Annotated in this window: 23 protein-coding genes and 1 pseudogene; 12 read left to right on the forward strand and 12 right to left on the reverse strand. The window is 72.1% G+C overall.

Annotated elements, in window-relative coordinates:
* The first annotated feature begins 12 nt into the window (after window positions 1–12).
* A complete protein-coding gene (locus ACFVVO_RS29550) occupies window positions 13–744 on the forward strand; it encodes a bifunctional DNA primase/polymerase (protein ID WP_390058916.1) in 732 nt (243 codons plus the stop codon).
* A 39-nt stretch (window positions 745–783) separates the two neighbouring features.
* On the opposite strand, the gene ACFVVO_RS29555 is transcribed toward ACFVVO_RS29550, so the two are convergent.
* The 4 genes from ACFVVO_RS29555 to efeO form a co-directional block, all read right to left on the reverse strand.
* On the reverse strand, window positions 784–1,776 hold the full coding sequence (locus tag ACFVVO_RS29555; protein WP_390058918.1) for a hypothetical protein: 993 nt from the start codon (window positions 1,774–1,776) through the stop codon (window positions 784–786).
* A 102-nt stretch (window positions 1,777–1,878) separates the two neighbouring features.
* A complete protein-coding gene (efeU, locus tag ACFVVO_RS29560; RefSeq protein ID WP_390058920.1) occupies window positions 1,879–2,751 on the reverse strand; it encodes an iron uptake transporter permease EfeU in 873 nt (290 codons plus the stop codon).
* 3 nt (window positions 2,752–2,754) lie between these two features.
* Entirely contained in the window at window positions 2,755–4,032 is a 1,278-nt protein-coding gene (efeB, locus tag ACFVVO_RS29565; protein ID WP_390058921.1) for an iron uptake transporter deferrochelatase/peroxidase subunit, read from the reverse strand.
* Between the two features lie 16 nt (window positions 4,033–4,048).
* A complete protein-coding gene (gene efeO / locus ACFVVO_RS29570) occupies window positions 4,049–5,185 on the reverse strand; it encodes an iron uptake system protein EfeO (protein ID WP_390058922.1) in 1,137 nt (378 codons plus the stop codon).
* A gap of 186 nt (window positions 5,186–5,371) precedes the next feature.
* Here efeO and ACFVVO_RS29575 point away from each other — a divergent pair, with 186 nt between their 5' ends.
* The gene (locus ACFVVO_RS29575; RefSeq protein WP_390058924.1) at window positions 5,372–6,016 is read left to right on the forward strand and encodes a PhzF family phenazine biosynthesis protein; all 645 of its coding nucleotides are present in this window, start codon (window positions 5,372–5,374) and stop codon (window positions 6,014–6,016) included.
* A 28-nt stretch (window positions 6,017–6,044) separates the two neighbouring features.
* On the opposite strand, the gene ACFVVO_RS29580 is transcribed toward ACFVVO_RS29575, so the two are convergent.
* Both ACFVVO_RS29580 and map read right to left on the reverse strand, forming a co-directional pair.
* Complete coding sequence (locus ACFVVO_RS29580; RefSeq protein WP_390058925.1) at window positions 6,045–6,692, reverse strand: heme oxygenase (biliverdin-producing); 648 nt, start codon at window positions 6,690–6,692, stop codon at window positions 6,045–6,047.
* 168 nt (window positions 6,693–6,860) lie between these two features.
* A complete protein-coding gene (gene map / locus ACFVVO_RS29585) occupies window positions 6,861–7,718 on the reverse strand; it encodes a type I methionyl aminopeptidase (RefSeq protein WP_390058926.1) in 858 nt (285 codons plus the stop codon).
* Between the two features lie 58 nt (window positions 7,719–7,776).
* Between map and ACFVVO_RS29590 the strand changes: the two genes are divergently transcribed.
* Complete coding sequence (locus ACFVVO_RS29590) at window positions 7,777–8,013, forward strand: hypothetical protein (protein WP_351660041.1); 237 nt, start codon at window positions 7,777–7,779, stop codon at window positions 8,011–8,013.
* A 1-nt stretch (window position 8,014) separates the two neighbouring features.
* On the opposite strand, the pseudogene ACFVVO_RS29595 reads toward ACFVVO_RS29590, so the two are convergent.
* Together ACFVVO_RS29595 and ACFVVO_RS29600 are read right to left on the reverse strand one after the other, a co-directional pair.
* A pseudogene (locus ACFVVO_RS29595) lies at window positions 8,015–8,348 on the reverse strand (MFS transporter); the annotation flags it as partial.
* Window positions 8,349–8,365: 17 nt separating this feature from the next.
* Complete coding sequence (locus ACFVVO_RS29600; protein ID WP_390058928.1) at window positions 8,366–8,959, reverse strand: hypothetical protein; 594 nt, start codon at window positions 8,957–8,959, stop codon at window positions 8,366–8,368.
* Between the two features lie 141 nt (window positions 8,960–9,100).
* Between ACFVVO_RS29600 and npdG the strand changes: the two genes are divergently transcribed.
* Together npdG and ACFVVO_RS29610 are read left to right on the forward strand one after the other, a co-directional pair.
* The gene (gene npdG, locus ACFVVO_RS29605; RefSeq protein WP_390058929.1) at window positions 9,101–9,814 is read left to right on the forward strand and encodes an NADPH-dependent F420 reductase; all 714 of its coding nucleotides are present in this window, start codon (window positions 9,101–9,103) and stop codon (window positions 9,812–9,814) included.
* Window positions 9,815–9,827: 13 nt separating this feature from the next.
* Window positions 9,828–10,082: a hypothetical protein gene (locus ACFVVO_RS29610; protein WP_390058932.1), complete on the forward strand. Its 255-nt coding sequence runs from the start codon at window positions 9,828–9,830 to the stop codon at window positions 10,080–10,082.
* Here the strand turns inward: ACFVVO_RS29610 and ACFVVO_RS29615 are convergent.
* Window positions 10,072–10,872, reverse strand: a complete 801-nt coding sequence (locus ACFVVO_RS29615; RefSeq protein WP_390058934.1) for a site-2 protease family protein — start codon at window positions 10,870–10,872, stop codon at window positions 10,072–10,074. The two genes, ACFVVO_RS29610 and ACFVVO_RS29615, sit on opposite strands and share 11 nt — an antisense overlap.
* 106 nt (window positions 10,873–10,978) lie before the next feature.
* Here ACFVVO_RS29615 and ACFVVO_RS29620 point away from each other — a divergent pair, with 106 nt between their 5' ends.
* Window positions 10,979–11,458 carry a DUF6578 domain-containing protein gene (locus ACFVVO_RS29620; RefSeq protein ID WP_390058935.1) on the forward strand — a complete coding sequence of 160 codons (480 nt, stop codon included), beginning with the start codon at window positions 10,979–10,981 and terminating at the stop codon, window positions 11,456–11,458.
* Window positions 11,459–11,472: 14 nt separating this feature from the next.
* Window positions 11,473–14,787, forward strand: coding sequence for a BTAD domain-containing putative transcriptional regulator (locus tag ACFVVO_RS29625; protein ID WP_390058936.1), 3,315 nt, complete (start codon window positions 11,473–11,475; stop codon window positions 14,785–14,787).
* Window positions 14,788–14,809: 22 nt separating this feature from the next.
* Here ACFVVO_RS29625 and ACFVVO_RS29630 read toward each other — a convergent pair whose 3' ends face one another.
* A complete protein-coding gene (locus ACFVVO_RS29630; protein WP_390058937.1) occupies window positions 14,810–15,688 on the reverse strand; it encodes an ABC transporter permease in 879 nt (292 codons plus the stop codon).
* Window positions 15,685–16,710 (reverse strand): ATP-binding cassette domain-containing protein, encoded by a 1,026-nt coding sequence (locus ACFVVO_RS29635; protein WP_390058939.1) that lies wholly within the window; start codon window positions 16,708–16,710, stop codon window positions 15,685–15,687. Before ACFVVO_RS29635 ends, ACFVVO_RS29630 begins: the two co-directional genes overlap by 4 nt.
* A gap of 134 nt (window positions 16,711–16,844) precedes the next feature.
* Between ACFVVO_RS29635 and ACFVVO_RS29640 the strand changes: the two genes are divergently transcribed.
* A complete protein-coding gene (locus ACFVVO_RS29640; RefSeq protein ID WP_390058940.1) occupies window positions 16,845–17,279 on the forward strand; it encodes an ester cyclase in 435 nt (144 codons plus the stop codon).
* Between the two features lie 86 nt (window positions 17,280–17,365).
* On the opposite strand, the gene panB is transcribed toward ACFVVO_RS29640, so the two are convergent.
* Window positions 17,366–18,232 carry a 3-methyl-2-oxobutanoate hydroxymethyltransferase gene (gene panB, locus ACFVVO_RS29645; RefSeq protein WP_390058941.1) on the reverse strand — a complete coding sequence of 289 codons (867 nt, stop codon included), beginning with the start codon at window positions 18,230–18,232 and terminating at the stop codon, window positions 17,366–17,368.
* Between the two features lie 214 nt (window positions 18,233–18,446).
* Here panB and ACFVVO_RS29650 point away from each other — a divergent pair, with 214 nt between their 5' ends.
* The 4 genes from ACFVVO_RS29650 (at window position 18,447) to ACFVVO_RS29665 (ending at window position 23,294) form a co-directional block, all read left to right on the forward strand.
* Window positions 18,447–20,033 carry an MFS transporter gene (locus ACFVVO_RS29650; RefSeq protein ID WP_390058942.1) on the forward strand — a complete coding sequence of 529 codons (1,587 nt, stop codon included), beginning with the start codon at window positions 18,447–18,449 and terminating at the stop codon, window positions 20,031–20,033.
* 84 nt (window positions 20,034–20,117) lie between these two features.
* Window positions 20,118–20,753 carry a TetR/AcrR family transcriptional regulator gene (locus ACFVVO_RS29655; protein ID WP_390058944.1) on the forward strand — a complete coding sequence of 212 codons (636 nt, stop codon included), beginning with the start codon at window positions 20,118–20,120 and terminating at the stop codon, window positions 20,751–20,753.
* A 182-nt stretch (window positions 20,754–20,935) separates the two neighbouring features.
* On the forward strand, window positions 20,936–21,985 hold the full coding sequence (locus ACFVVO_RS29660; protein WP_390058946.1) for an endonuclease/exonuclease/phosphatase family protein: 1,050 nt from the start codon (window positions 20,936–20,938) through the stop codon (window positions 21,983–21,985).
* A gap of 94 nt (window positions 21,986–22,079) precedes the next feature.
* Window positions 22,080–23,294 (forward strand): MFS transporter, encoded by a 1,215-nt coding sequence (locus tag ACFVVO_RS29665; protein ID WP_390058947.1) that lies wholly within the window; start codon window positions 22,080–22,082, stop codon window positions 23,292–23,294.
* Window positions 23,295–23,344 lie beyond the last annotated feature (50 nt).

The following is a 23,344-nucleotide window of genomic DNA, read 5'->3' on the forward strand; positions in this document are numbered from 1 at the left end:
GCGAGGGGACAGATGAGCGCGACGTTCGGCGGCCGTAGCGGCCGACAGGGCAAACTCTCCCAGTGGCTGCGCGGGCGCCGCCCGAAGGAGACCGCCGACCCCGGCGGCCGTGAGGCCCTGCTGCTCGCCGCCGCCGCCGCGGGTCTGCCGCTCGCGCCCGCCGCGCACCCCGGGGCCGGCTACGGCTGCTCCTGCGACCGCGTGGGCTGTCCCACCCCGGCCCGGCACCCGGTGTCGTTCGCCTGGCAGACGCAGTCCACCACCGACCGCGCCCAGATCGAGCGCTGGGCCCGGCAGCAGCCGCAGGCCAACTTCATCACCGCCACCGGCATGGTGCACGACGTCCTGGACGTGCCTCTGGAGGCCGGCCGGGAGGCGCTGGAGCGGCTGCTCGACGCCGGTGTGGAGGTCGGGCCGGTCGCCGAGAGCGACGACGGCGGCCGCATGCTGTTCTTCACCCTCACCCGGGGCACCCCCGAGGACGAGGACGAGTGGTGGCCCTGCGAGCTGGACTGCCACCCCGAGACCATGGACGAGCATCCGGGCCTGCGCTGGCACTGCCGCGGCTCCTACGTCCTCGTACCGCCCTCCCGGCTGCCCGGTGACGGGGAGCGGGGGCTGCGCTGGCTGCGCGGCCCGGAGCACCCGCTGCCCGAACCGCTGAGCCTGCTGGAGACGCTGACCGACGCCTGCGCCCGTCACACCGGCGACCCCGCCGGCGCCGCCTGGCCACCGCGGCACTGAGCCGGGCTGAGCCTTCGCCGGGGCCGGGCCTCGCGCGGGTTACTCGCCCTGCGCCGCCGTCAGCCCCTGGACCCGCCCCAGCACCGACACCCGGCCGCTGCCCGCCGGGTCGAGGGCGGCCTCGTTCGCGATGATCTCCAGCGTCAGCGACTGCTTGATCTCGCCCTTGGTCAGGGCCTGCACATCCCGGTTGGGGGTGGGCACCGACGTGCCCGCGGCGGCCGTCTGCTTCTCGTAGTGGTGCGTGGTGAAGAACACCAGCGCCCCGCCGTCCGCCGTGCGCAGCGCGAGCGGCGCGTAGTCGCCGCTGGTCAGCGGCTCGTCGATGAACTGCCGGACCAGACCCGGCCGCTTCGTCAGCTTCTTGCGGTTCGCGCGCAGGGTGCTGGTGTATGGGCCGTCCGCGAAGGTGTTCCCGCCGCTCTTCAGATGGCTCGCGTACCCCTTGCTCAGCTCGGCGGGCGGCACGGCCGGCCCCGTGGAGCCGGCGGGCACGGCCTCGGCCCAGCCGTCCGCGTCCTTCTTGAACTGCGGTACGTCCCCTGCCGCCACCAGCGTCAGATACGCCACCTGCCACGGCTCACCGAGGCCGTCCCGGGTGAACACCAGCAGCCAGCGGGCGTTGCCGCCCTTGTTGCCCTTGGCGTCCGCGACGAACCAGCGCGGCCACCCGGCCTTCTTCGGGATGGTGAACTTCGCGTCCGTCAGCTCCAGCGGCGAGTGGTTCGCGTTGCCCGACGGGCTGTTGGCGTGCCCGGCCTTCAACCGGGCGCCGTCTATGTCGGCGAGGGCGCCGGTGACGTGCTTCGCGTCCAGGGAGCGGTCGTAGGCCTTGTCGGCCTTGTTGTACGCGTCCGTGAACTGCCGTAGGGCCTTGGCGGCCTCGGCGCGGCCGGCGGCCGGGAGCACCTCGCGCTCCCCGTGCACCACCACGCATCCGCTCGCCGTCAACGACAAAGCGGTCAGCGAAGCCGCTATGAGTGCGTTCCGGTCACGCCTGCGAAGCCCGCGACGACTGCGATCCCTGCTCATGAGGTGCCTTCACCCTCCCCTTCCCGGAGGCGAACCCTACCGGGACGGGAAGGCGCGCGGACGGCCGGTTCCCGTACTGTGCCGTCCCGTTGCCCGGACCCGTTACTCGGACGCCGGGACCTTGCCCCCGGCGGGAGCCGCCGTGCCCCGCCGGCCGCCGCGCAGCCGGGCGCGGAACTCCGGCGTGAGCAGGAAGACGGCCAGCGTCGGCACCAGGTAGAGGGCCCACACCGTGAGCTGGACGACGGTCGGGTCCGGCTGGAAGTTGAGCACGCCCTTCAGCAGGGTGCCGTACCAGCTGTCCGGCGGGATCGTGCCGCTGATGTCGAAGGCCAGGTGGTTGATGCCCGGGATCCAGCTCGCCTCCTGCAGGTCGTGGAAGCCGTACGCCAGCACGCCCGCCGCGACCACGACCAGCATGCCGCCGGTCCAGGTGAAGAACTTGGCCAGGTTGATCTTCAGGGCGCCCCGGTAGAACAGCCAGCCCAGCAGGACGGCCGTGGCCAGGCCCAGCGCCACGCCGATCAGCGGGCGCGGGGTGCCGTCGCTCGCCGCGTGCACCGAGGCCCACACGAACAGGGCGGTCTCCAGGCCCTCCCGGCCGACGGCCAGGAAGGCGGTGGCGACCAGCGCGCCCGTACCCATCGCGAGGGCCGCGTCCAGCTTGCCGTGCAGCTCCGACTTCAGGTGCCGCGCGGTGCGCCGCATCCAGAACACCATCCAGGTCACCAGGCCCACGGCGACGACGGACAGCGAGCCGCCGAGCGCCTCCTGCGCCTGGAACGTCATCTCCTGGGAGCCGAACTCCAGGGCGCAGCCGAAGCCCATCGCGATGGCGACGGCGATGCCGATGCCGATCCAGATCGGCTTCAGGGCGTCCCTGCGGCCGGTCTTGACCAGGTAGGCGATCAGGATGCAGACGACGAGCGACGCCTCCAGCCCCTCGCGCAGACCGATCAGGTAGTTGGAGAACACGGGCTACGCCTCCTTCTGGAACAGCGAGCGTCCCCACCAGTCGCCGGTGTCCCGGACGCCGGGGGGAACCGCGAAGAGCGCCGAACCCACGTGCTGGATGTACTCGTTGAGCGCGTCGTGCGCGGACAGCCTGCGCTGCAGCGGGATGAACCCCTTGCGCACGTCCCGCTGGTAGGCGAGGAAGAACAGGCCGGCGTCGAGGCGCCCGAGGCCGTCGGTGCCGTCCGTGAAGGAGTAGCCGCGGCGCAGGATGGTGATGCCGTCGTTGGAGTCGGGGTGCGCGAGCCGCACGTGCGAGTCCGGCTTCATCGCCTTCAGGAACGGCTCGTCGTGCTCCTTGGCCTTGCCGACCGGGGCGCCCTCGCGCTTGTCGCGGCCGAAGACGTCCTCCTGCTCCTGCAGCGAGGTCCGGTCCCAGGTCTCGACGTTCATGCGGATGCGCCGGGCGACCAGGTAGGACCCGCCCGTCATCCAGTCCGGCCCGTCCCCCTCGCCGGCCCAGACGAACTTCTTCAGGCGATCGCTCTCGGTGCCCGCGATGTTGCGGGTGCCGTCCTTGAACCCGAACAGGTTGCGCGGGGTCTGGGCGCCCGGGGTGGTCGACGAGGTCTTGCCGAAGCCGAGCTGGGACCAGCGGATGGCGACCTTGCCGAAGCCGATCCGGGCCAGGTTGCGGATGGCGTGCACGGCGACCTGCGGGTCGTCCGCGCAGGCCTGGACGCACAGGTCGCCGCCGGTGCGGGTCTTGTCCAGGTTGTCGCCGGGGAAGGCGGGCAGGTCGACCAGGGCCGCGGGCCGCCGGTCGTGAAGGCCGAACCTGTCGAAGAACGACGGTCCGAACCCGATGGTCAGGGTCAGCCGGGACGGCTTGAGTCCGAGAGCCTCGCCGGTGTCGTCCGGCGGCGCCTCGGCGAGCCCGCCGTAGGCGCCCTCGCCGACGGTCTTCCCGGCGGTCATCCGCCGGGCCGCGTCCGTCCAGTCCTTCAGCAACTGCACGAACGCGTCGCGGTCGTCGGTCTTCACGTCGAACGCGGCGAAGTGCAGCCGGTCCTGCACGGGGGTGGCGATGCCGGCCTGGTGGGTGCCGTGGAACCGCACCGCCCCGCCCGCCTCGGCGGAGGCGGGGTCGATGTCGTCGCCCACCTTCGCCATCGCCATCCCACCGCCGGCCGCGGCGGCCCCGAGCGCCAGCCCGGCACCTCCCCAGCCGATCAGCGCCCGGCGCGACGGACTGCCGTCGCGGGACTCCTGGGTCTCCCGGGTCTCCTGGGTCTCGGTCATCGTCTTGTCCCCCTGCTCACTTCACGACGGCGGCGGCGAGCTTGGACAACGGCTCGGCGAGCGCGTTCACCGCGTCCGACAGTTCCTTGCGCTGCTCCCCGGTGACCTTGTCGTAGGAGGTGAACTCGTAGGAGTTCTTGTCGGAGCGGTACTTGTCGAGCACGCCGTTCAGCGCCGTGAACTGCTTGTCCAGCTCCTTGGCCAGCGCCGGGTCGTTCTTGGCGGCGACCGGCTTCAGCAGCTCGTAGGCCTTCTGCGCGCCCTCGACATTGCCCTTGAAGTCGACCAGGTCGGTGTGGGCGTAGCGGTCCTCCTCACCGGTGACCTTGCCGGTCGCGACCTCGTCCAGCAGCTCCTTGGCGCCGTTGGCCATGGAGGACGGGGTGATCTCCGCCTTGCCGACCCGGTCCTGCCAGTCCTTGAGGTCGGTGACGAGCTGGTCGGCGAGGGTCTTCTCCTCGGCGCCGATCTTCTTGTCCTTCCACAGGGCCTTCTCCAGCCGGTGCCAGCCGGTCCACTTCTGGCCCTCCTCGAGGCCGTCCTCGCGGACGTCGACCTTCGGGTCGATGTCGCCGAAGGACTCGGCGACCGGCTCGGTGCGCTCCCAGCCGAGGCGGGAGAGCGGGTACGCCTTCTTGGCGGCCTCCACGTCGCCGGCCTTGACCGCCTTCACGAAGGTCTCCACGCGCGGCAGCGTCTCGCCGGCCTGGTCCTGCGCGTACTGGCGGTAGTCGGCGACCGCCTTGTCCAGCCCGGGGTCGCGCCGGGCCGTCTTGCCGCCGCCGGTGACGGTGAGCTTCTGCCGGATGCCGTGGCCCTTCATGCCGGGGCGGCAGGCGATCTCGTACGTGCCCGCCTTCACCTCGGCGGTCAGCGTGTACTTGGTGCCCGGGCCGATGTTCTCCTTCTCGGAGACGATCCGGTCGTCCGGGAAGACGATCTCGACCTCGGTGGCCTTGGCGCCCTTGTTCTCTATCTTCAGCGTGACCTGGCCGGCCGGCACGGACTTGGCCGAGGTGTCGCACTTGGAGTCGGCGGCGGTGACCTCGATGGCCTTGCCGTCCTTGGCATCGCTCTTCGCGGTGCAGGCCGAGAGGGCGGTCAGAGCGGCCACGGTGGTGGCGGCGGTGACGGTCAGTCGGGCGGCTCGCATGCAGGCTCCAAGACGGATCTGGTGTGGTGAGGCTGACCTAACATAGCTGAGGCTTACCTCAGCGATACACACCCGGGTCGTGATTCGGCTCTCACGGAAGGATCACAGACACGGCTTGATCTCGGCGCCTCAAAGGGGGCGCCAGTGAAAGGTAAAGGGAAAGTCAAGGGATGATTCAATCTCCTCGTGACTGACTACGACGTGCTCCGCGTCTTCTGCGGACCCGACGGCGGCTACGGCAACGAGCTGGGCGTCGTCCGGGACGGATCGGTGCTGCCCGAGCGGGACGACCGGCAGGCGCTTGCCGCCAAGCTCGGCTTCAGCGAGACCGTGTTCGTGGACGACCCCGAGCGCGGGGTGATCGACATCTACACGCCCACCCTGCGCCTGCCCTTCGCCGGTCACCCCTGCGTCGGCACGGCCTGGCTGCTGGACGTGCCCGAGCTGGTCACGCCCGCCGGGGTGGTGGGCGTCCGGCTGGACGGCGAGTTCAGCTGGATCGAGGCCCGCGCGCAGTGGGCCCCGCCGCGCACCCTGCGCCAGTACGGCACCGCCGCCGAGGTCGACGCCCTCGACGTGCCGCCGCCCGGCGAGTGGGTCTACGCCTGGGCCTGGGAGGACGAGGCGGCCGGCCGGGTCCGGGCCCGCGCCTTCCCCGGCCGCGACGACGGGATCGACGAGGACGAGGCGACGGGCGCGGCGGCGCTGCTGCTCACCGAGCGGCTGGGCCGGGCCCTGAACATCACCCAGGGCAGGGGCTCCCAGATCCTCACCGCACCCCAGCCGCACGGCTGGGTGGAGGTCGGCGGCCGGGTCTTCCTGGAGCGCTGATCGTTCGAGGGGCGCAGGGCGCCGATCGTCAGGCGCTCTGTGCGAACTCCTCGCCCAGGGCCTGGAAGACGGCGGTGTTGAGGGCGAACGCCCGCTTGCACTCCGTCACGATGCGCTGCCTCTCCAGTTCGTCCGCGTCGACCGCGTCCAGGAGTTCCCGGTAACTCCGCTTGAACGCGGCCGGGTTGGAGATGTCCTCGAAGACGTAGAACCGGACGCCGTCGCCCTTGCGCGCGAAACCCCAGGTCTTCTCCGCCCGGTCCCGGATGATCTGGCCGCCGGACAGGTCGCCCAGGTAGCGGGTGTAGTGGTGGGCGACGTAACCGCCGGGCCAGCGCTCGGCGCACTCCCGGACCCGGTCCGCGTACGCCTCCGTCGCGGGCAGGGCGGACACCTCCGAGCGCCAGCGCGGGCCGCGCAGATGCGCCAGGTCCCGCTCCAGCGCGGGCAGCCGCAGCAGCTCGGACCGGATGAAGGGCCCGGCCACCGGATCCGCCGCCAGCCGTCCGGTCGCGCTCTCCAGTGCCTCGTAGACGAACCACAGCTGCTCGGTGTAGCGCGCGTAGGCGGCCACTCCCAGCCGGCCACCGAGCAGGTCGCTCATGAACGACGAGGTCTCCGCCACCACGTGCTGCTGGTGCGACGCGGTGCGGATGACGGTCGAGAACGACTCCATGGGCTCTCCCCGGACTCGGGCACGGCGATCTGCCGACCACCCTGCTGGCAAGTTTACCGACAGGGTGTCGGGAAACTTCCGCGGGTGGGCGGAGCGGGCAGCGGAAAGCCCGCCCCCACCTGGTGGGGGCGGGCCTTCAGGAGGTTCGGGCGGTCCGGGCGGCCGGGATCACGGCAGGGTCAGGATGTCCGCGCCCGTCTCGGTCACCACCAGCGTGTGCTCGAACTGTGCCGTCCGCCTGCGGTCCTTGGTCACGACGGTCCAGCCGTCGTCCCACATCTCGTACTCGTACGTCCCCAGCGTCAGCATCGGCTCGATGGTGAAGGTCATGCCGGGCTGCATGACCGTCGTCGCGTGCGGACTGTCGTAGTGCGGGATGATCAGGCCGGAGTGGAACGACGAGCTGATGCCGTGCCCGGTGAAGTCCCGCACCACTCCGTAGCCGAAGCGCTTGGCGTAGGACTCGATGACCCGCCCGATGACGTTGATCTGCCGGCCCGGCCTGACCGCCTTGATCGCGCGGTTCAGGGACTCCCGGGTCCGCTCCACCAGCAGCCGCGACTCCTCGTCCACGTCCCCGACGAGATAGGTGGCGTTGTTGTCGCCGTGCACCCCGCCGATGTACGCGGTCACGTCCAGGTTGACGATGTCGCCGTCGTTGAGGACCGTCGTGTCCGGGATGCCGTGGCAGATGACCTCGTTGACGCTGGTGCACAGCGACTTGGGGAAGCCGCGGTAGCCGAGGGTCGACGGGTAGGCGCCGTGGTCGCACATGTACTCGTGGGCGACCTTGTCCAGCCGGTCGGTGGTGACGCCCGGCGCGATGAGCTTCGCGGCCTCCTCCATCGCCTGCGCGGCGATGCGGCCGGCGAGGCGCATCGCCTCTACGGTCTCGGGCGTCTGCACCTCCGGACCGGTGTACGGCGCCGGCGCGGGCTTGCCGACGTACTCGGGGCGGCGGATGTTTCCGGGTACCGAACGGGAGGGGGAGATCTCCCCGGGTACGAGCAGCGACTGGCCAGACATGCCAGCGAGTCTAACCAGCGGGCATGGGGGAATATGTGCGTGGCGAGAGGAGCTGTCCATGGCCTTGTTCAAGAAGCGCACCGCCGGCAAGCCGGGTGAGTGGTACTACTGCCTGGAGCACAAGAAGGTCGAGGAGGGCCCGGACTGCCCGGGCAAGGACCGCTTCGGGCCGTACGCCAGCCCGCAGGAGGCGCAGCGCGCGATGGAGACCGCGCAGGAGCGCAACCTCGAATGGGAGACCGACCCCCGCTGGCACGACGCCCCCGCGGGCGGCCGGGACGCCGACGAGGACTGACTCACACCGGCGCGGACGCGGTGGCGGCGCGCTGCTCGCGCAGCCGCACCGCGTGCTCGTCGCTCCGGGCGTCGTACGTCATCAGCCCCGGCAGGCACAGGGCCGGCAGCCCATCGCGCCCACGCACAGCACCCCGCCCGACCACACGGACGCCCGTACGCCCGCCCAGGCCGCGACACCGCCGGAACGGACCTGCCCGAGCTGCGGGCCCACCGCGTACGACAGCAGCTCGACGCCGCGGCGAGCCGGCCGCGCAGCTCGTCCGGGATCGTCTGGTTCCACATCGCGCCCCGGAAGACCCCGCTGACCATGTCGCAGCCGCCCGCGACGGTCAGGAGCGGTCCGGTTCTCCTCACCAAGGGGCAGCGGGCGGCGCCGTCAGAATGTCCGCCAGCCGGGACAGGCGGTCCCGGAACCCCCGCCGGACCCGCGGAGAGCTGTTCTCGCCGGCCGCCGCGCTGACCAGGTGCTGCACGCTGTCCAGGTCCAGCTCCGCCCCCTCGGGCACGGCCAGCGTGTCGTGGGCCATCGCGGCCAGCTCGCCGCCACCCGCGCCGAGCGCCAGCACCGTCACCCCGGCCCGGCGGGCCCCGTGCACCCGCTCCAGCAGCTCCGCCGGCTCCTCGGGGGCGACCACGAGCAGGGTCTCGCCCCGTCGCGCCGCCTCGATCCGGCCGGGTCCGACGGCCAGGTGGGCGGGGTCGGCCAGGCGCGCGTGGTGCCGTACCAGCGTGGGCGCCAGCTCGGGGGTGCCCGACCACGCGGCCTCGTCCACCAGGTGCGCGGCCAGGTGCCAGGGCTCGTACTCGGGCGTGCCCACCAGCAGCAGCCCGCCCCCGTGCGACACCACCGACCCGCGCAGCACCCCCGCGAACCGCCGGGTGGCTCCCAGCCACTCGGTCCCGGCGAGCACTTCGCGCAGCAACGCGACACGTACGGCGTCCATGCGGCCGCATCCTGCCGCAACCGATCGCCCGCGGCCCGGAGTTCACGCCGAATTCGCCCGACCCGGGGACAGGACGGCCGGCCCCCCTTCCGTGGCTCACCCGACCCGCTGCCGTCACCTTCGCGGACGTAGAGTCGGCCCATGACCTCTACCGACAGCGCACAGACTCCCGCCAAGGCCCCCGCGAAGGACCCCTGGGACCTGCCCGACGTCTCCGGGCTGGTCGTCGGCGTGCTCGGCGGCACCGGCCCGCAGGGCAAGGGCCTCGCCCACCGGCTCGCCCAGGCCGGCCAGAAGGTGATCATCGGCTCGCGGGCCGCCGAGCGCGCGCAGGCCGCCGCCGAGGAGCTGGGGAACGGCGTCGAGGGCGCCGACAACGCCGAGACCGCGCGCCGCAGCGACATCGTGATCGTCGCCGTGCCCTGGGAGGGCCACGGCAAGACCCTCGAGTCGCTGCGCGCGGAACTGGCCGGCAAGCTCGTCGTGGACTGCGTCAACCCGCTCGGCTTCGACAAGAAGGGCGCCTACGCCCTGAAGCCCGAGGAGGGCAGCGCCGCCGAGCAGGCCGCCGCGCTGCTGCCGGACTCCCGGGTCACCGCCGCCTTCCACCACCTGTCGGCCGTGCTGCTCCAGGACCCGGAGGTCGAGCGGATCGACACCGATGTGATGGTGCTCGGCGAGGACCGGGCCGACGTGGAGACCGTGCAGGCGCTGGCCGGCCGCATTCCCGGCATGCGCGGCGTCTTCGCCGGGCGGCTGCGCAACGCCCACCAGGTGGAGTCCCTGGTGGCGAACCTGATCTCCGTCAACCGCCGGTACAAGGCGCACGCGGGGCTCCGCGTCACCGACGTGTGAGCCGTACCGGGCGATGGGGGACACTGGTCGGCGAAGCAATACCGAGCAGTGTCCCCGACAGGAGCCGAGCCCCATGCCCCGCATCGCCCTCTACCCCCTGATCGTCTGCGTCCTCGCCGTCGCCGCAGCGGTCGTCTCCTTCGCCCAGGGCAGCTGGCTGGGGATCGTCTGGGTGCTCCTCGCGGGCCTGTCGTCCAACATGACCTGGTACTACGTCAAGCGCGGCCGCGCAGCCGCTGCCGCGCAGGGCGAGTCCGTCACGAGCTGACCACGCACAGCTCCGGGGTGCCGTTCCAGAAGCGGTAGAGCCAGTAGCCGCAGTCCGAGAAGCCGTCGCTCACGCCCAGCGCGCGCAGGATCGTGTAGATCATGTCGAAGAACGCGTGGTTCACCGACGGCACCCACAGCAGCGCGAACACGAACAGCAGCCCGAACGGCGCGAACGGCTCCACCTGCCGCTTCACGCCGTACGACAGCCACGGCTCGAGCACCCCGTAGCCGTCCAGGCCCGGCACCGGCAGGAAGTTCAGGATCGCCGCCGTCACCTGGAGCAGGGCGAGGAACGCCAGCGCGTACCGGAAGTCGCGGGGCACGCCGTCCAGGGCGTGCAGCCAGAAGGGCGCCGTGCACACCGCGGCGAACAGCACGTTCGTCAGCGGGCCGGCCGCCGAGATCAGGCTGTGCCGCCAGCGGCCCCGGATCCGGCCGCGCTCGATGAACACCGCGCCGCCCGGCAGACCGATCCCGCCCATGATCACGAACACCACGGGCAGCACGATGCTCAGCAGCGCGTGCGTGTACTTCAGCGGGTTGAGGGTGAGATAGCCCTTCTCGCCCACCGAGATGTCCCCGGAGTGCAGCGCGGTGCGGGCGTGCGCGTACTCGTGCAGACACAGGGAGACGATCCAGGCCGCCGTCACGAACAGGAACACCGCGACACCCGGCTGCTCGGCGAAGCCGGTCCAGGTCGCCCAGCCGGTCACCGCCGTCACGGCCAGGATGCCGACGAAGACGGGACTGACACGGCGGTCGCCGCGGCTGGTGGTGGCGGTGGTCATGGGCGGCTCCTGTAGGCGGGGCGGTCGGGAAGGCCGACCGTACCGAACGGCGGACACGCCGGGAAAACGCTTAGCGGTATCCGTCCGGTTCCTGGATGGTGGGGGAATGGCACTGAAGAAGGTGTTCTACGAGGAATGGCAGATGGGCTGCTGCGGTGAGCCCTTCTCGGTCGGCGACGAGATCGACTGGCCGCTGGTCGACCTCGACGAACGGCAGCTGCTGGCGGGGGACTGCCACGGCGCCGAGGCCTGGGTGGAGAACCATGCGGACACCACGCACCCGACCACCGGCCGGGTCCGCGCCATCGACCTGGTGCACCAGGAGTACACGCTCGACCTGGACCTGCGTGACCTCGGGCGCGCGGCGCCGCCGTACGGGAAGGTGACGCTCCTCCCTTCGGGGCGCTCCCCCGAACCGGTGCCCGGCTCGGTGACGTTCGAGCCCGTCGACCACTGCCCGAAGTGGTTCGCGGAGGAGGACTACGCACCGCCGCGGGGCCCGCACCGCGTCCGCCGGGTCCACGGCGCCCTCGTCACCCTGGAGGTGCCGGACGGCGCACCGCGCGAACCCGGTGACCGGCGCTGACCGCTCCGGAGAGAATGGACCCCGTGCGCTATCGCCTCCTCGGAACCACCCAGGCCCACCGCCCCGACGGCACGCCCGTCCCGCTCGGCGGAGCGCGGCTGCGCGCCCTGCTCAGCGTGCTCGCGCTGCGGGCCGGCCGGACCGTCCAGGCGGGCGTCCTGGTGGACGAGGTGTGGGGCGCCGACCCGCCCGCCGACGCGGCCGGCGCGCTGCAGGCGCTGGTCGGCCGGCTGCGCAGGACGCTCGGCGCCGGCGCCGTGGCCTCCGCCGAGGGCGGCTACCGGCTCGTCGCCGCCCCCGACGACGTCGACCTCACCCGCTTCGACCGGCTGACCGGCGAGGGGCTCGGCGCGCTGGCCGACGGCGACCCGGCGAAGGCCGCCGTCGTCCTGGACGACGCGCTCGCCCTGTGGCGCGGCCCCGCCCTCGCCGACCTGCCGGACCGCACCGCCGAGGCGGCCCGCTGGGAGACCCGCCGCCTGGACGCCCTGCGCGCCCGGCACACCGCCGCCCTCGCCCTCGGCCACGCCGGGCGGTCGCTGCCGGAGCTGGCCGCGCTGTGCGACAGCCACCCCCTGGACGAGCCGCTGCAGGCGCTGCGGCTGCGGGCGCTCAGGGACCTGGGCCGCCCCGCCCAGGCGCTGGCCGCCTACGACGACGTACGACAACTGCTCGCCGACCGGCTCGGCTCCGACCCGGGCCCCGAACTGCGCGCCCTGCACAGCGAGTTGCTGCTCGCCGAGACCACCGGTACCGCGCCCACCGCACCCACCGCACCCACCGCGCCGGCTGCTCCGGAACCCGGCCCCACGCCGCCCGCCGCCTTCCTCGGCAACCTGCCGGCCCGGCTCACCTCCTTCGTCGGCCGCGAGCCGGACATCGCGGCCATCGGCGCCGACCTCGGCGTCGCCCGGCTGGTCACCCTGCTCGGACCCGGCGGGGCCGGGAAGACCCGGCTGTCCCAGGAGGCCGCCGAGTCGGTGCGGCACACCGCCCGGGACGGCGTGTGGCTGGCCGAACTCGCCCCCGTGGACGAACCGGACGCCGTTCCGCAGGCCGTGCTGACCGCGATCGGCGCCCGCGAGACCGTGCTGCACGGCGCCGGCGCCGAGAGCATGCGCGCCGTCGCCGACCGGCACGACGACCCGGTCGAGCGGCTGGTGGAGCACTGCGCCCGGCGCCGGATGCTGCTCGTCCTGGACAACTGCGAGCACGTCGTCGAGGCCGCCGCCCAGCTCGCCGAACGCCTGCTGGCGCACTGCCCGGAGCTGACCCTGCTCGCCACCAGCCGGGAACCGCTCGGCGTGCCGGGGGAACTGGTGCGGCCCGTGGAGCCGCTGCCCGAGCCCGTCGCACTGCGACTGCTCGCCGACCGGGGCGCGGCGGCCCGGCCCGGATTCCGGGTCGAGGACGACCCCGAGACGTGCGCCGAGATCTGCCGGCGGCTAGACGGACTGCCCCTCGCCATCGAGCTGGCGGCCGCCCGGCTGCGCATGCTGACGCCCCGCCAGATTGCCGACCGGCTCGATGACCGCTTCCGGCTGCTCACCAGGGGCAGCCGCACCGTGCTGCCCCGCCAGCAGACCCTGCGCGCCGTCGTGGACTGGTCCTGGGACCTGCTCGACACGGACGAACGCGACGTCCTCAGCCGGCTGTCGGTGTTCGCGGGCGGCTGCGACCTGGCCGCCGCCGAGGCCGTCTGCGGCCCGGTCGCCATGGACGCGCTCGGCTCCCTCGTCGACAAGTCCCTCGTGGTGGCCGCCCCCTCGGCCGACGGCCAGATGCGCTACCGCCTGCTGGAGACCGTCGCCGAGTACGCGACCGAACGGCTGGACGAGACCGGGCGCCGTACCGAGGCCGAACGCGCCCATCTGACGTACTACCGCGAACTCGCCCGCACCACCGACCCGTTGCTGCGCGGCCCCGGACAGCGCACCGCCGTCGACCGGCTCCAGCTCGAGTACGAGAACGTGCGCACCGCCCTGCGGCACGCCATCGCCGGCCGGGACGAACAGGAGGCGCTCTGCATCATCCACGCCCTGATCTGGTACTGGCAGATGCGCGACCTGCGCGTCGAGGCCCGCAATCTGTGCCGCGAGGTCATGGCGCTGGGCCCCGACCCGTTCGAGGAGCCCGTGCGCCGTGCCGCCCCGGTGTGGCAGCGCTGCACGGACATCCCGCCCCCCTACACCGGCGAACTGCTCGACGAGGCCCGGCGCGGGCTGCACCTGGCCCATCTGGCCTGCATGGACACGGAACTGGACACCTGGCAGACCCCCACGGCCCAGGCCAAACTGCGCGCCATCACCCGGGTCTACGAACCCGGGATGCCGCAGACCTGCCGTGCCCCGGGCATGCTCTGGTTCTTCGCCGAGCTGCTGACCAGCGGCGTCGACCGGCTGCGCGCCATCCTCGACTCCTGCGTCCGCACCTGCCGGGAGACCCCCGGATTCGAGTGGGAGCTGGCCGGCACCCTGCAGATGCGCGCCAACATCCTCGCCAACCGCACCGAGTGGGCGGGCGACGCCACCCGCGACGCCGACGAGGCGCTGGAGATCTTCGAGCGCCTCGGGGACGCCTGGGGCGCCGCCGAGGCGCTCTCCGCACGCGGCGAGTCGCGCGAGCGCAAGGGCGAGTACGAGGCGGCCGCCGCCGACTTCCGGGCGGCCGTCGCGTACGCCGAGCGCCTCGGCGCCCGCGCCCAGTCATCGGTGCTCGCCATCCGCCTGGGCGCCGTGCTCCTGGAGACGGGCGAGCCGGAGAAGGGCGAAGGCCTGCTGCGCGAGGTCATCGAGCGCACGGACGGCAGCAACAGCGAGGCGCTGCCCATGGCACGCCTCTTCCTGTCCGCCCGGCTCTGCCTGACCGGCCGGGTCGCGGAGGCACGCGAACAACTGCGGCTGCTGCGCGAGGGCTTCGGCATCGCGCACTTCGTGGTCTTCGACGCCCTCATCCTCGGTCAGGAGGCCTGGGTGGACATCGTCGACGGCCGCATCGAGGACGCCATGGACAAGATCCGGCGGGCGCTGGCGCGCTCCAGCGACCCGCTGTCCCAGGCCATCGCCCCGCACCTGCAGCCCCTGTACCTGACCATCGCGGCGGCCGCGCTCGCCGAGGCCGACGGCGGCAGCCGAGCCGCCGACGCCGCCCGCTGCCTGGGCGCCGCCCACGCGCTGCTGCCCCCGGGCCATGTCGCGGCGACCGTCGAGCGGGCGACGCGCGAGCACGCCGAGGGGGCCGTCCTCGCCGTGCTCGACCGGGCGGCGTTCGACGCCGCGTGCGCCGAAGGCGGTGGCCTCTCCCTCGCGGAGGCCACCGCCCTGGTGTGACGTCGCCGGATATCGCCGGACGTCAGCTCTTGGTGCGGAACTTGTGGATGGCGACCGGGGCCATCACCGCGGTGAGCCCCACCGACCAGATCAGCGTCACCCACAGGTCGTGCGCGACCGGGCCGCCCTCCATCAGGCCGCGCGCGGTGTCGGCCAGCGCGGAGAGCGGGTTGTAGTCGGTGAAGTTCCGCAGCCAGCCCGGCATCGAGGCGGTCGGCGCGAAGATCGAGGAGCCGAACTGCAGCGGCATCAGCACCAGGAAGCCCATCGCCTGCACGGACTGCGCGTTCTTCATCATCACGCCGAGGGTGAGGAACACCCACATCAGCGCCGAGCCGAACACCACGGACAGGCCCACGGAGGCCAGCAGGCCGTCCCAGCGGTGGACGTCGTAGCCGACGAGGACGGCGACCAGCATCAGGACCGCGGTCGCGAACAGCATCCGCATCAGCTCCACCGCGATCTTGGCGAAGAGCACGGAGCCGCGCCCGATGGGCAGGGACCGGAAGCGGTCCATGACACCGGAGTTGAAGTCCTGGTTGAAGCCGGTGCCCACGCCCTGGGCCATGTTCATGCCCATCATGGCCATCAGGCCCGGCACGACGTACTGGACGTACGCGTCCTGGCCGCCGCCCAAGGACTTGCCGATCGAGCCGCCGAAGACGTACACGAACAGCAGGGTGAAGATCACCGGGAACAGGATGGCGTCGAACATCGACTCCGGGTCCTGCCGGATCCACAGCAGGTTGCGGCGGATCAGCGCGCCGGTGTGCCGCAGATGCGCGCGGACCGAGATGGGGGTGTCGCCCTTGAGGTGGGCGGCGGGGGTGGTGACAGTGTCCGAAGGGGCGGCGCGGAGCGCCTCGTCCAGGGTGGCGGTGGGAGACGGGTGGGCGCTCATGCGGCGACCTCCTTGAGGGAGTCGGCGGGCGTGGTGTCCTGCGGGGCACTGGCGCGGTGGCCGGTGAGGGAGAGGAACACCTCGTCCAGGCTGGGGAGTTCGGTGGTGATGGAGGAGATGGTGATGCCGCGCGCGGTGACCGCGCCGACCACCGCGGTGAGCTGCTCGTCGCTGAGGATCGGCACCAGCAGCGTGCCGGTCTCGTTGTCCACGGTGGTGGTGGCTAGCCCGGTGATGCCCAGCTCGTCCAGCATGTCGGCCAGCGGCCGCAGTTGCAGCGGATCCACCGGCCGCACCCGCAGCGAGCGCCCGCCGACACGGGCCTTCAGCTCCTCGATGCCGCCCTTCGCGATGACCTTCCCGCGGTCCACGACGGTCAGCTCGGAGGCCAGCTGCTCGGCCTCCTCCATGTACTGGGTGGTCAGCAGCACGGTGACCCCGCTCCCGACCATGGCCTTGACCTCGGTCCACACCTCGTTGCGGGTGCGCGGGTCCAGCCCGGTGGTCGGCTCGTCCAGGTAGAGCACGGCGGGCCGGCCGATCATGGAGGCGGCGAGGTCCAGCCGCCGCCGCATACCGCCGGAGTAGGTGCCGGCGGGCCGCCGCGCGGCCTCCGTCAGCGAGAACCGCTCCAGCAGCTCGTCGGCCCGGGCCCGGGCGTCCTTGCGGGACAGGTCCAGCAGCCGCCCGATCAGGTACAGGTTCTCCCAGCCCGGGAGTTTCTCGTCCACGGAGGCGTACTGCCCGGTGAGCCCGATCACCCGCCGTAGCTGCCGGGGCTGCCGCACGACGTCGTAGCCGGCCACGACGGCCTCTCCGGCGTCCGGCGTGATCAGGGTGGACAGGATCCGTACGAGGGTGGTCTTCCCGGCACCGTTCGGCCCGAGGACCCCCATCACGGTGCCCTCCCTGACATCCAGGTCGACCCCGTCCAGCGCCTTGGTCTCGCCGTAGTGCTTGACCAGTCCCCGTACGGTCACGGCGGAGCGCCCGCCGGCGGGGTTGTCATCGATTCGCGTCATGAGGAGGACAGTGACAGCCCCCACCGACAAACCACCGACAGCCGGCCCGCTGGTACCGACACGGCGCCGACATGTCACACGCGGGCGCGTCGGAGCGTCATGAGGGTGTACCCACCGACGACGGAGGAGCCCCCATGACAGCGGACCGGTCATCAAGCAGCACGGCGGCCTTCAGCCGCCTGCACGACGCCGTGCGCACCGGCGACGCGGAACTGGTCGCGAGGACCATCGACGAGGTCGTCGAGCCCGGCCTGATCTTCCACGCGCCCGTGCCGACGGGCGTGACGGGCGTGCAGGCGCTCAAAGAGGTCTGGACGGTGCTCCTGCGCGCGTTCCCCGACCTGCGGGTGGAGATCGAGGACGTGATCGCGGAAGGCGACAAGGTCGTCTACCGGAACACCGTCACCGGCACCCATCTGGGGGAGTACCGGGGCCTGGCGCCGACCGGCAGGTCCGTCAGGTACGGCGAGATCTTCGTCTTCCGCCTCGCCGGTGGCCGTATCGCCGAGATCTGGGGAGTCGTCGACGTCCTCTCCCAGCTACGGCAGCTCGGCGCCGTCCACGCGTGAGCCGGCGCGGAAGGGGAGCGGCCCCGTCGACGGGGGAAATCGACGGGGCCGCTCTGGTGCCGGATCGGCTCTGGTGGACGGGAGCGTCAGTGGACGGAGTGCTCCTCCAGCGGGAACGTCCCGCCGACGACGTCCTCGGCGAACGCCTTCGCCGCGTTGCCCATGACCTCACGCAGGTCCGCGTACTTCTTGACGAACTTCGGCACCCGGCCGGAGGTGAGACCGAGCATGTCGGTCCACACCAGAACCTGCGCGTCCGTCTCCGGCCCGGCACCGATGCCGACGGTGGGGATGTGCAGCACCCGCGTCACCTCGGCCGCCAGCTCGGCCGGGACCAGCTCCAGGACGACCGCGAACGCGCCCGCGTCCTGCACCGCCTTCGCGTCCCGCAGCAGCTGCGCCGCCGCCTCCTCGCCGCGCCCCTGCACGCGGTAGCCCATCGCGTTGACGGACTGCGGGGTCAGCCCGATGTGCGCCATGACCGGGATACCGGACTCCACCAGCAGCCGGATCTGCTCGTGCGAGCGCTCGCCGCCCTCCAGCTTCACCGCGCCCACGCCGGCCTCCTTCACCAGCCGGGTCGCCGAGCGCAGCGCCTGCACCGGTCCCTCCTGGTAGGAGCCGAACGGCAGGTCGGCGACGATCAGGGCGCGCTGGGTGCCGCGTACGACGGCCGCCGACAGCACGGCCATCTCGTCGAGGGTGACGGGCACGGTGGTCTCGTACCCGAGGTGACAGTTGCCCGCCGAGTCGCCGACGAGCATCACCGGGATGCCGGCCTCGTCGAACACGGACGCGGTCATCGCGTCGTAGGCGGTGAGCATGGGCCACTTCTCGCCGCGCTCCTTGGCGAGGGCGATGTCGCGGACGGTGATGCGGCGGGTGCCCTTCCCCCCGTACAGCGCCTTGCTGCCGTCGGAGGGCGTGGTGTGGGCAGCCGAAAGCTGCGTCATGGCAACGGCTCCTTCAGTCATCTCGAGGCGCCCTGACGGCGTCCCCGGATCGCCTCCATGGTGGCACTTGGTGCCGCCGAGGGCCAGGGGACCCCCCTGTGATCCCTTCGAAAAACGCTGTCGGTGCGGAACGGAAGACTCCGGTGCGTAAGGCCTCGGTAAAGAAATAAGATACGAGACGGTTCCGTATTGAAATGGCCCTAGGCTCGAACACATGACAACTTCCGTCCCTGCCTCCCGGATACCGGAAGCGGTGCACCGGCGCCGCTGGGCGATCCTCGGCGTGCTGATGCTGAGCCTGCTCATCGTGGTGCTCGACAACTCCATCCTGAACGTCGCCATCAAGACCATCTCGACCCCGGCGCCCACCGGCCTCGGCGCCACCCAGAGCGAGATCGAGTGGGCGATCAACAGCTACACCCTGGTCTTCGCGGGCCTGCTATTCACCGCGGGCCTCATCGGTGACCGGCTGGGCCGCAAGAAGGTGCTGCTCGGCGGCATCGTCCTGTTCGGCATCGGCTCGGCCCTGGCCGCCGAGTCCGGCTCCCCGGACCAGCTCATCGCCTTCCGCGCCGTGATGGCCCTCGGTGCCGCCTTCGTGATGCCGGCCACCCTCGCCGTACTGATGAACGTCTTCGAGCGCGAGGAGCAGCCCAAGGCCATCGGTATCTGGGCCGGCGGCGTCGGTCTCGGCATCGCCATCGGCCCGATCACCGGCGGCGCGCTGCTCGACCACTTCTGGTGGGGCTCGGTCTTCCTCATCAACGTGCCGATCGTGATCATCGCGGTCGCCCTGATGGTGTGGCTGGTGCCCGACTCCCGCGACCCGAAGCCCGGCCGCCTCGACCCGGTCGGCGTGGTCCTGTCCGTCGTCGGCCTGGTGCTGCTCGTCTACGGCATCATCAAGGGCGGCGAGCTGGCCGACTTCACCGACGCCAAGGTGCTGGCGACGATCATCGCCGGTCTCGCCGTGCTCGCCGGCTTCGTGATCTTCGAGAAGCGCAGCGACCACCCGTCGCTGGACGTCACCTACTTCAAGAACAAGGTCTTCTCGGCCGCCATGGCCGCCATCGCGCTGGTCTTCTTCGCGTTGATGGGCGTCACGTTCTTCTCGGTCTTCTACATGCAGAGCGTGCGCGGCTACTCGCCGCTGGAGTCCGGCGTGATGATGCTGCCGCTGGCCGCCGCGCAGATGATCTTCGCGCCGCGGGCCCGGCTGGTCGTCGACCGGTTCGGCAACAAGGCCACCACCACCGCCGGTCTGGTGCTGATCGCGGCGACCCTGGCCGCGTTCGCCACCTTCGAGACCGACACGCCGATCTGGCTGCTGGAGGTCATCTTCTTCCTCATGGGCACCGGCATGGCGCACATCATGACGCCGACCTCGGTCGTCATCATGCAGGCCCTGCCCCGCGAGAAGGCCGGCTCCGCCTCCGCGCTCAGCAACACCTTCCGCCAGGTCGGCGGCGCCCTCGGCATCGCCGTCCTCGGCTCGGTGCTCTCCGCCGCCTACCGCAACGGCGTCGAGGGCAAGCTGAACATGCTGCCGCCCGCCCTGCGGGACACGGCCGGCGAGTCCATCGAGGCCACCCTGGGTATCGCCGAGAAGCTCGGCCCGCGCGGACAGGCCCTGGTCACGCCCGCCAACGACGCCTTCCTGCACGCCATGCACGTCACCGCCCTGTGCGGTACGGGCGTCGCGCTCATCGGCGCCGTGGTGGTGGCCCTGTTCCTGCCGGGCAGGCCGCCGGCCGGTCAGCAGGGCGAGCGGGAGCCGGAGTTGGTGGCGGCCGCGGACTGACCGGGCGGAAGAGGGACAGCGGTTCCACGGGGGAAGGAGGCGGCTGCGGGACAATTCCCGCAGCACAGTGGAAGGACGGACGACGTGAGCCTTGCCGACAGCCGGCCGCGACCGGACGGACCCGTACGGGGCCGCCCGCGCAGTGAGGCCGTGGAACGCGCCATCCTCGAGGGAGTGATGAAGCTCCTGGAGGAGGGCGTTCCCCTCGCCGAACTCTCCATCGAGCGCGTCGCGCGCACGGCCGGGGTCGGCAAGGCCACGATCTACCGCCGCTGGAGCGGCAAGGAGGAACTGTTCGTCGACGTCATCCGCGCCGCCGAACCCCCCGACCCCGAACTCTCCGGCACCTCCATGCGCGACGACCTCGTGGTGCTGGTGGAGGTGCTGCGCCAGCGCGGCCTCGTCAGCCGCTCCTCGGCGATCCTGCACAACGTGTACGCGCAGATGAAGTCCAGCCCCAAGATCTGGGTGGCGTACCACGCGAGCGTCATAGCGCCCCGGCGCGCGCTGGTCATGGACGTGCTGCGGCGCGGGCAGGAAAGCGGCGAACTCCGGCCGGACATCGACCTGGAGCTGGCCAACGACATGTTCGTCGGCCCCATGCTGGTCCGCTCCGTCATGCGCCCCGACGCCGAGCTGCCCGAGGGGCTGTCCGAGCGGATCGTGGACACGGTCCTGGCGGGCCTACGCCCCGTCAGCCCCGCGGTCCCGCCGGTCTAATGTGCGCGTTTGGTCACAGACACCGCCCGTACGGGGGGTAACCGGAACCCACGGCGCCGCCTCGTTCGTCCTCGTCTTCCGTACGGCCGTCATGGGACGGCGGGAACGAGCCGATCATCCCCTAGGGTCGTCAGAAGCGCGGGGGAACGACGGCGTGCACGGCAGGCAGTGAGGCAGACGGTATGGCGCAGCAGGCGTACATGACGGAGACGGACAACGGCGGCTCGGGGCCCGAGCGACCGGGATCCCGGCTTCGGCGCCTGACGCACCGCCTCGTCGCCGGCTGGCGCGGCGACCCACGCATCTGGCGGCGGGGCATCGTGCTCGCCGTCCTCGCGCTGCTGGTCGCCCTGGTGATGCTGGTGCACTCGCGCATCCCCAACCGGGTGGGCAACCTCGGCAGCCTCACCGAGACCTTCCTGCCCTGGCTGGGGCTGGCCATCCCGGTGCTGCTGGTCCTCGGCCTGGTCCGCAGGTCGGCGACCGCCCTGATCGCGGTGCTGTTCCCGGCGATCGTGTGGCTGAACCTCTTCGGCGGCCTCGTCTTCGACAAGGCGGGCGGGGGCGGCGACCTCATGGTGGCCACCCACAACGTCAACGCCGACAACCCCGACCCGGCCGCGACCGCCCAGGACGTCGCCTCCTCGGGCGCGGACCTGCTGGCCCTTGAGGAGCTGCCCGCCTCGGCCGTCCCGGTGTACGAGAAGGCGCTCGCGGCGACGTACAAGTACCACGCGGTCGTCGGCACGGTCGGCCTGTGGAGCAAGTACCCGATGACCGGCGTCGCGGCCGTCGACATCAAACTCGGCTGGAAGCGCGCGATGCACGCCACGGTGACGACCCCCGAGGGCCCGCTCGCCGTCTACGTCGCCCACCTCCCCTCGGTGCGGGTCAAGATGGAGGCCGGGTTCACCGCACGCCAGCGGGACAAGAGCGCCGACGCGCTCGGCGAGGCCATCGCCGACGAGACGCTGAAGCGGGTGGTCGTGCTCGGCGACCTCAACGGCACCATGAACGACCGCGCGCTGAACGCCGTCACCTCCCAGCTGCGCTCCACCCAGGGCGCGGCGGGCAGCGGCTTCGGGTTCAGCTGGCCGGCGTCGTTCCCGATGGCGCGGATCGACCAGATCCTGGTCAAGGGCGTCCGGCCGGAGAGCTCCTGGACTCTGCCGCGCACCAACAGCGACCACCTGCCGATCGCCGCCCGTGTGAAGCTGGACACGTCCGCGTAACCGGCTGGAATACCGGGCCGGGGAGACTTTGTTCCGCACGAGAACATACGCTGCGATGGAACTCCGCTCTCCCCTCGAAAGGCACAGGCCCTACATGCCCCTGGCCCTGCTCGCACTGGCCGTCGGCGCTTTCGGTATCGGCACCACCGAGTTCGTGATGATGGGACTGCTCCCCGACGTCGCGGACGACCTGCACATCTCCATCCCCGCCGCCGGGCACCTGGTCTCGGCGTACGCGCTGGGCGTGGTCATCGGTGCGCCGCTGCTGGCCGCCGTGACCGCCCGCATGTCCCGGCGCACGGTCCTCATCGCCCTGATGGCCCTCTTCGTGGCGGGCAACGCGCTCTCCGCCTTCGCCCCCGGCAACGACGCCCTGCTGGCCGCCCGCTTCCTCAGCGGCCTGCCGCACGGCGCGTTCTTCGGTGTCGGCGCGGTGGTCGCCACGAACATGGTGGCGCCGGAGCGCAAGGCCCGCTCGGTGTCCCTGATGTTCCTCGGCCTGACCGTCGCCAACATCGCCGGCGTCCCCGCCGCCACGCTGATGGGCCAGCACATGGGCTGGCGGGCCACCTTCCTCGGCGTGAGCGCGATCGGCCTGGCGGCGATAGCGTCGCTGGCCCTGCTGATCCCGCACGACCGGGCCGCCGCCCCCACGACCGGCCTGCGCGGCGAGCTGGCGGCGCTGCGCTCGGTGCCGGTGTGGCTGGCCCTGGGCACCACGGTGGCGGGCTTCGGCGCCCTCTTCGCCGCCTACAGCTACATCACCCCGATGCTCACTGACGCGGCGGGCTTCGCCGAGACCAACGTGACGCTGCTGCTGGCCCTGTTCGGCGTCGGCGCGACCGCCGGCAACCTCCTCGGCGGCCGCCTGGCGGACCACTCCCTGCGCGGCACCCTCTTCAGCGGCCTCGCCTCCCTGGCGGTGGTGCTGCTGCTGTTCCCGGTCCTCATGCGGGCGGAGTGGAGCGCGGCCCTGTCCGTCACCCTCCTCGGCATGGCGGCGTTCGTCACCGGCTCCCCCCTCCAGCTGATGGTCATGGAGAAGGCCGCGGCGGGCCCCTCCCTCGCCTCCTCCGCCAACCAGGCGGCCTTCAACCTGGCGAACGCCGGCGGCGCCTGGATCGGCGGCCTCGCCCTGGCGGCGGGCTTCGGCGTGACGTCGCCGGCGCTGGCGGGGGCGGTGCTGGCGGTGCTCGGTCTGGGCGTGGCGGGCGTGGCGTACACGGTGGACCGACGGCGCGAGGTCGCCCACGAGGGCCGCGTGGTCGCTACGCACGTACCTGAGCAGTCGGGGGCGCTGCGCCGCTGACCAGCGGCTCCGTCGCCCGGCCGGGCAGGGGCCCGCACGCACGGCGTACG

Origin of the sequence: Streptomyces sp. NPDC058145 (assembly GCF_042884245.1) — a bacterium.
GTDB lineage: Bacteria > Actinomycetota > Actinomycetes > Streptomycetales > Streptomycetaceae > Streptomyces.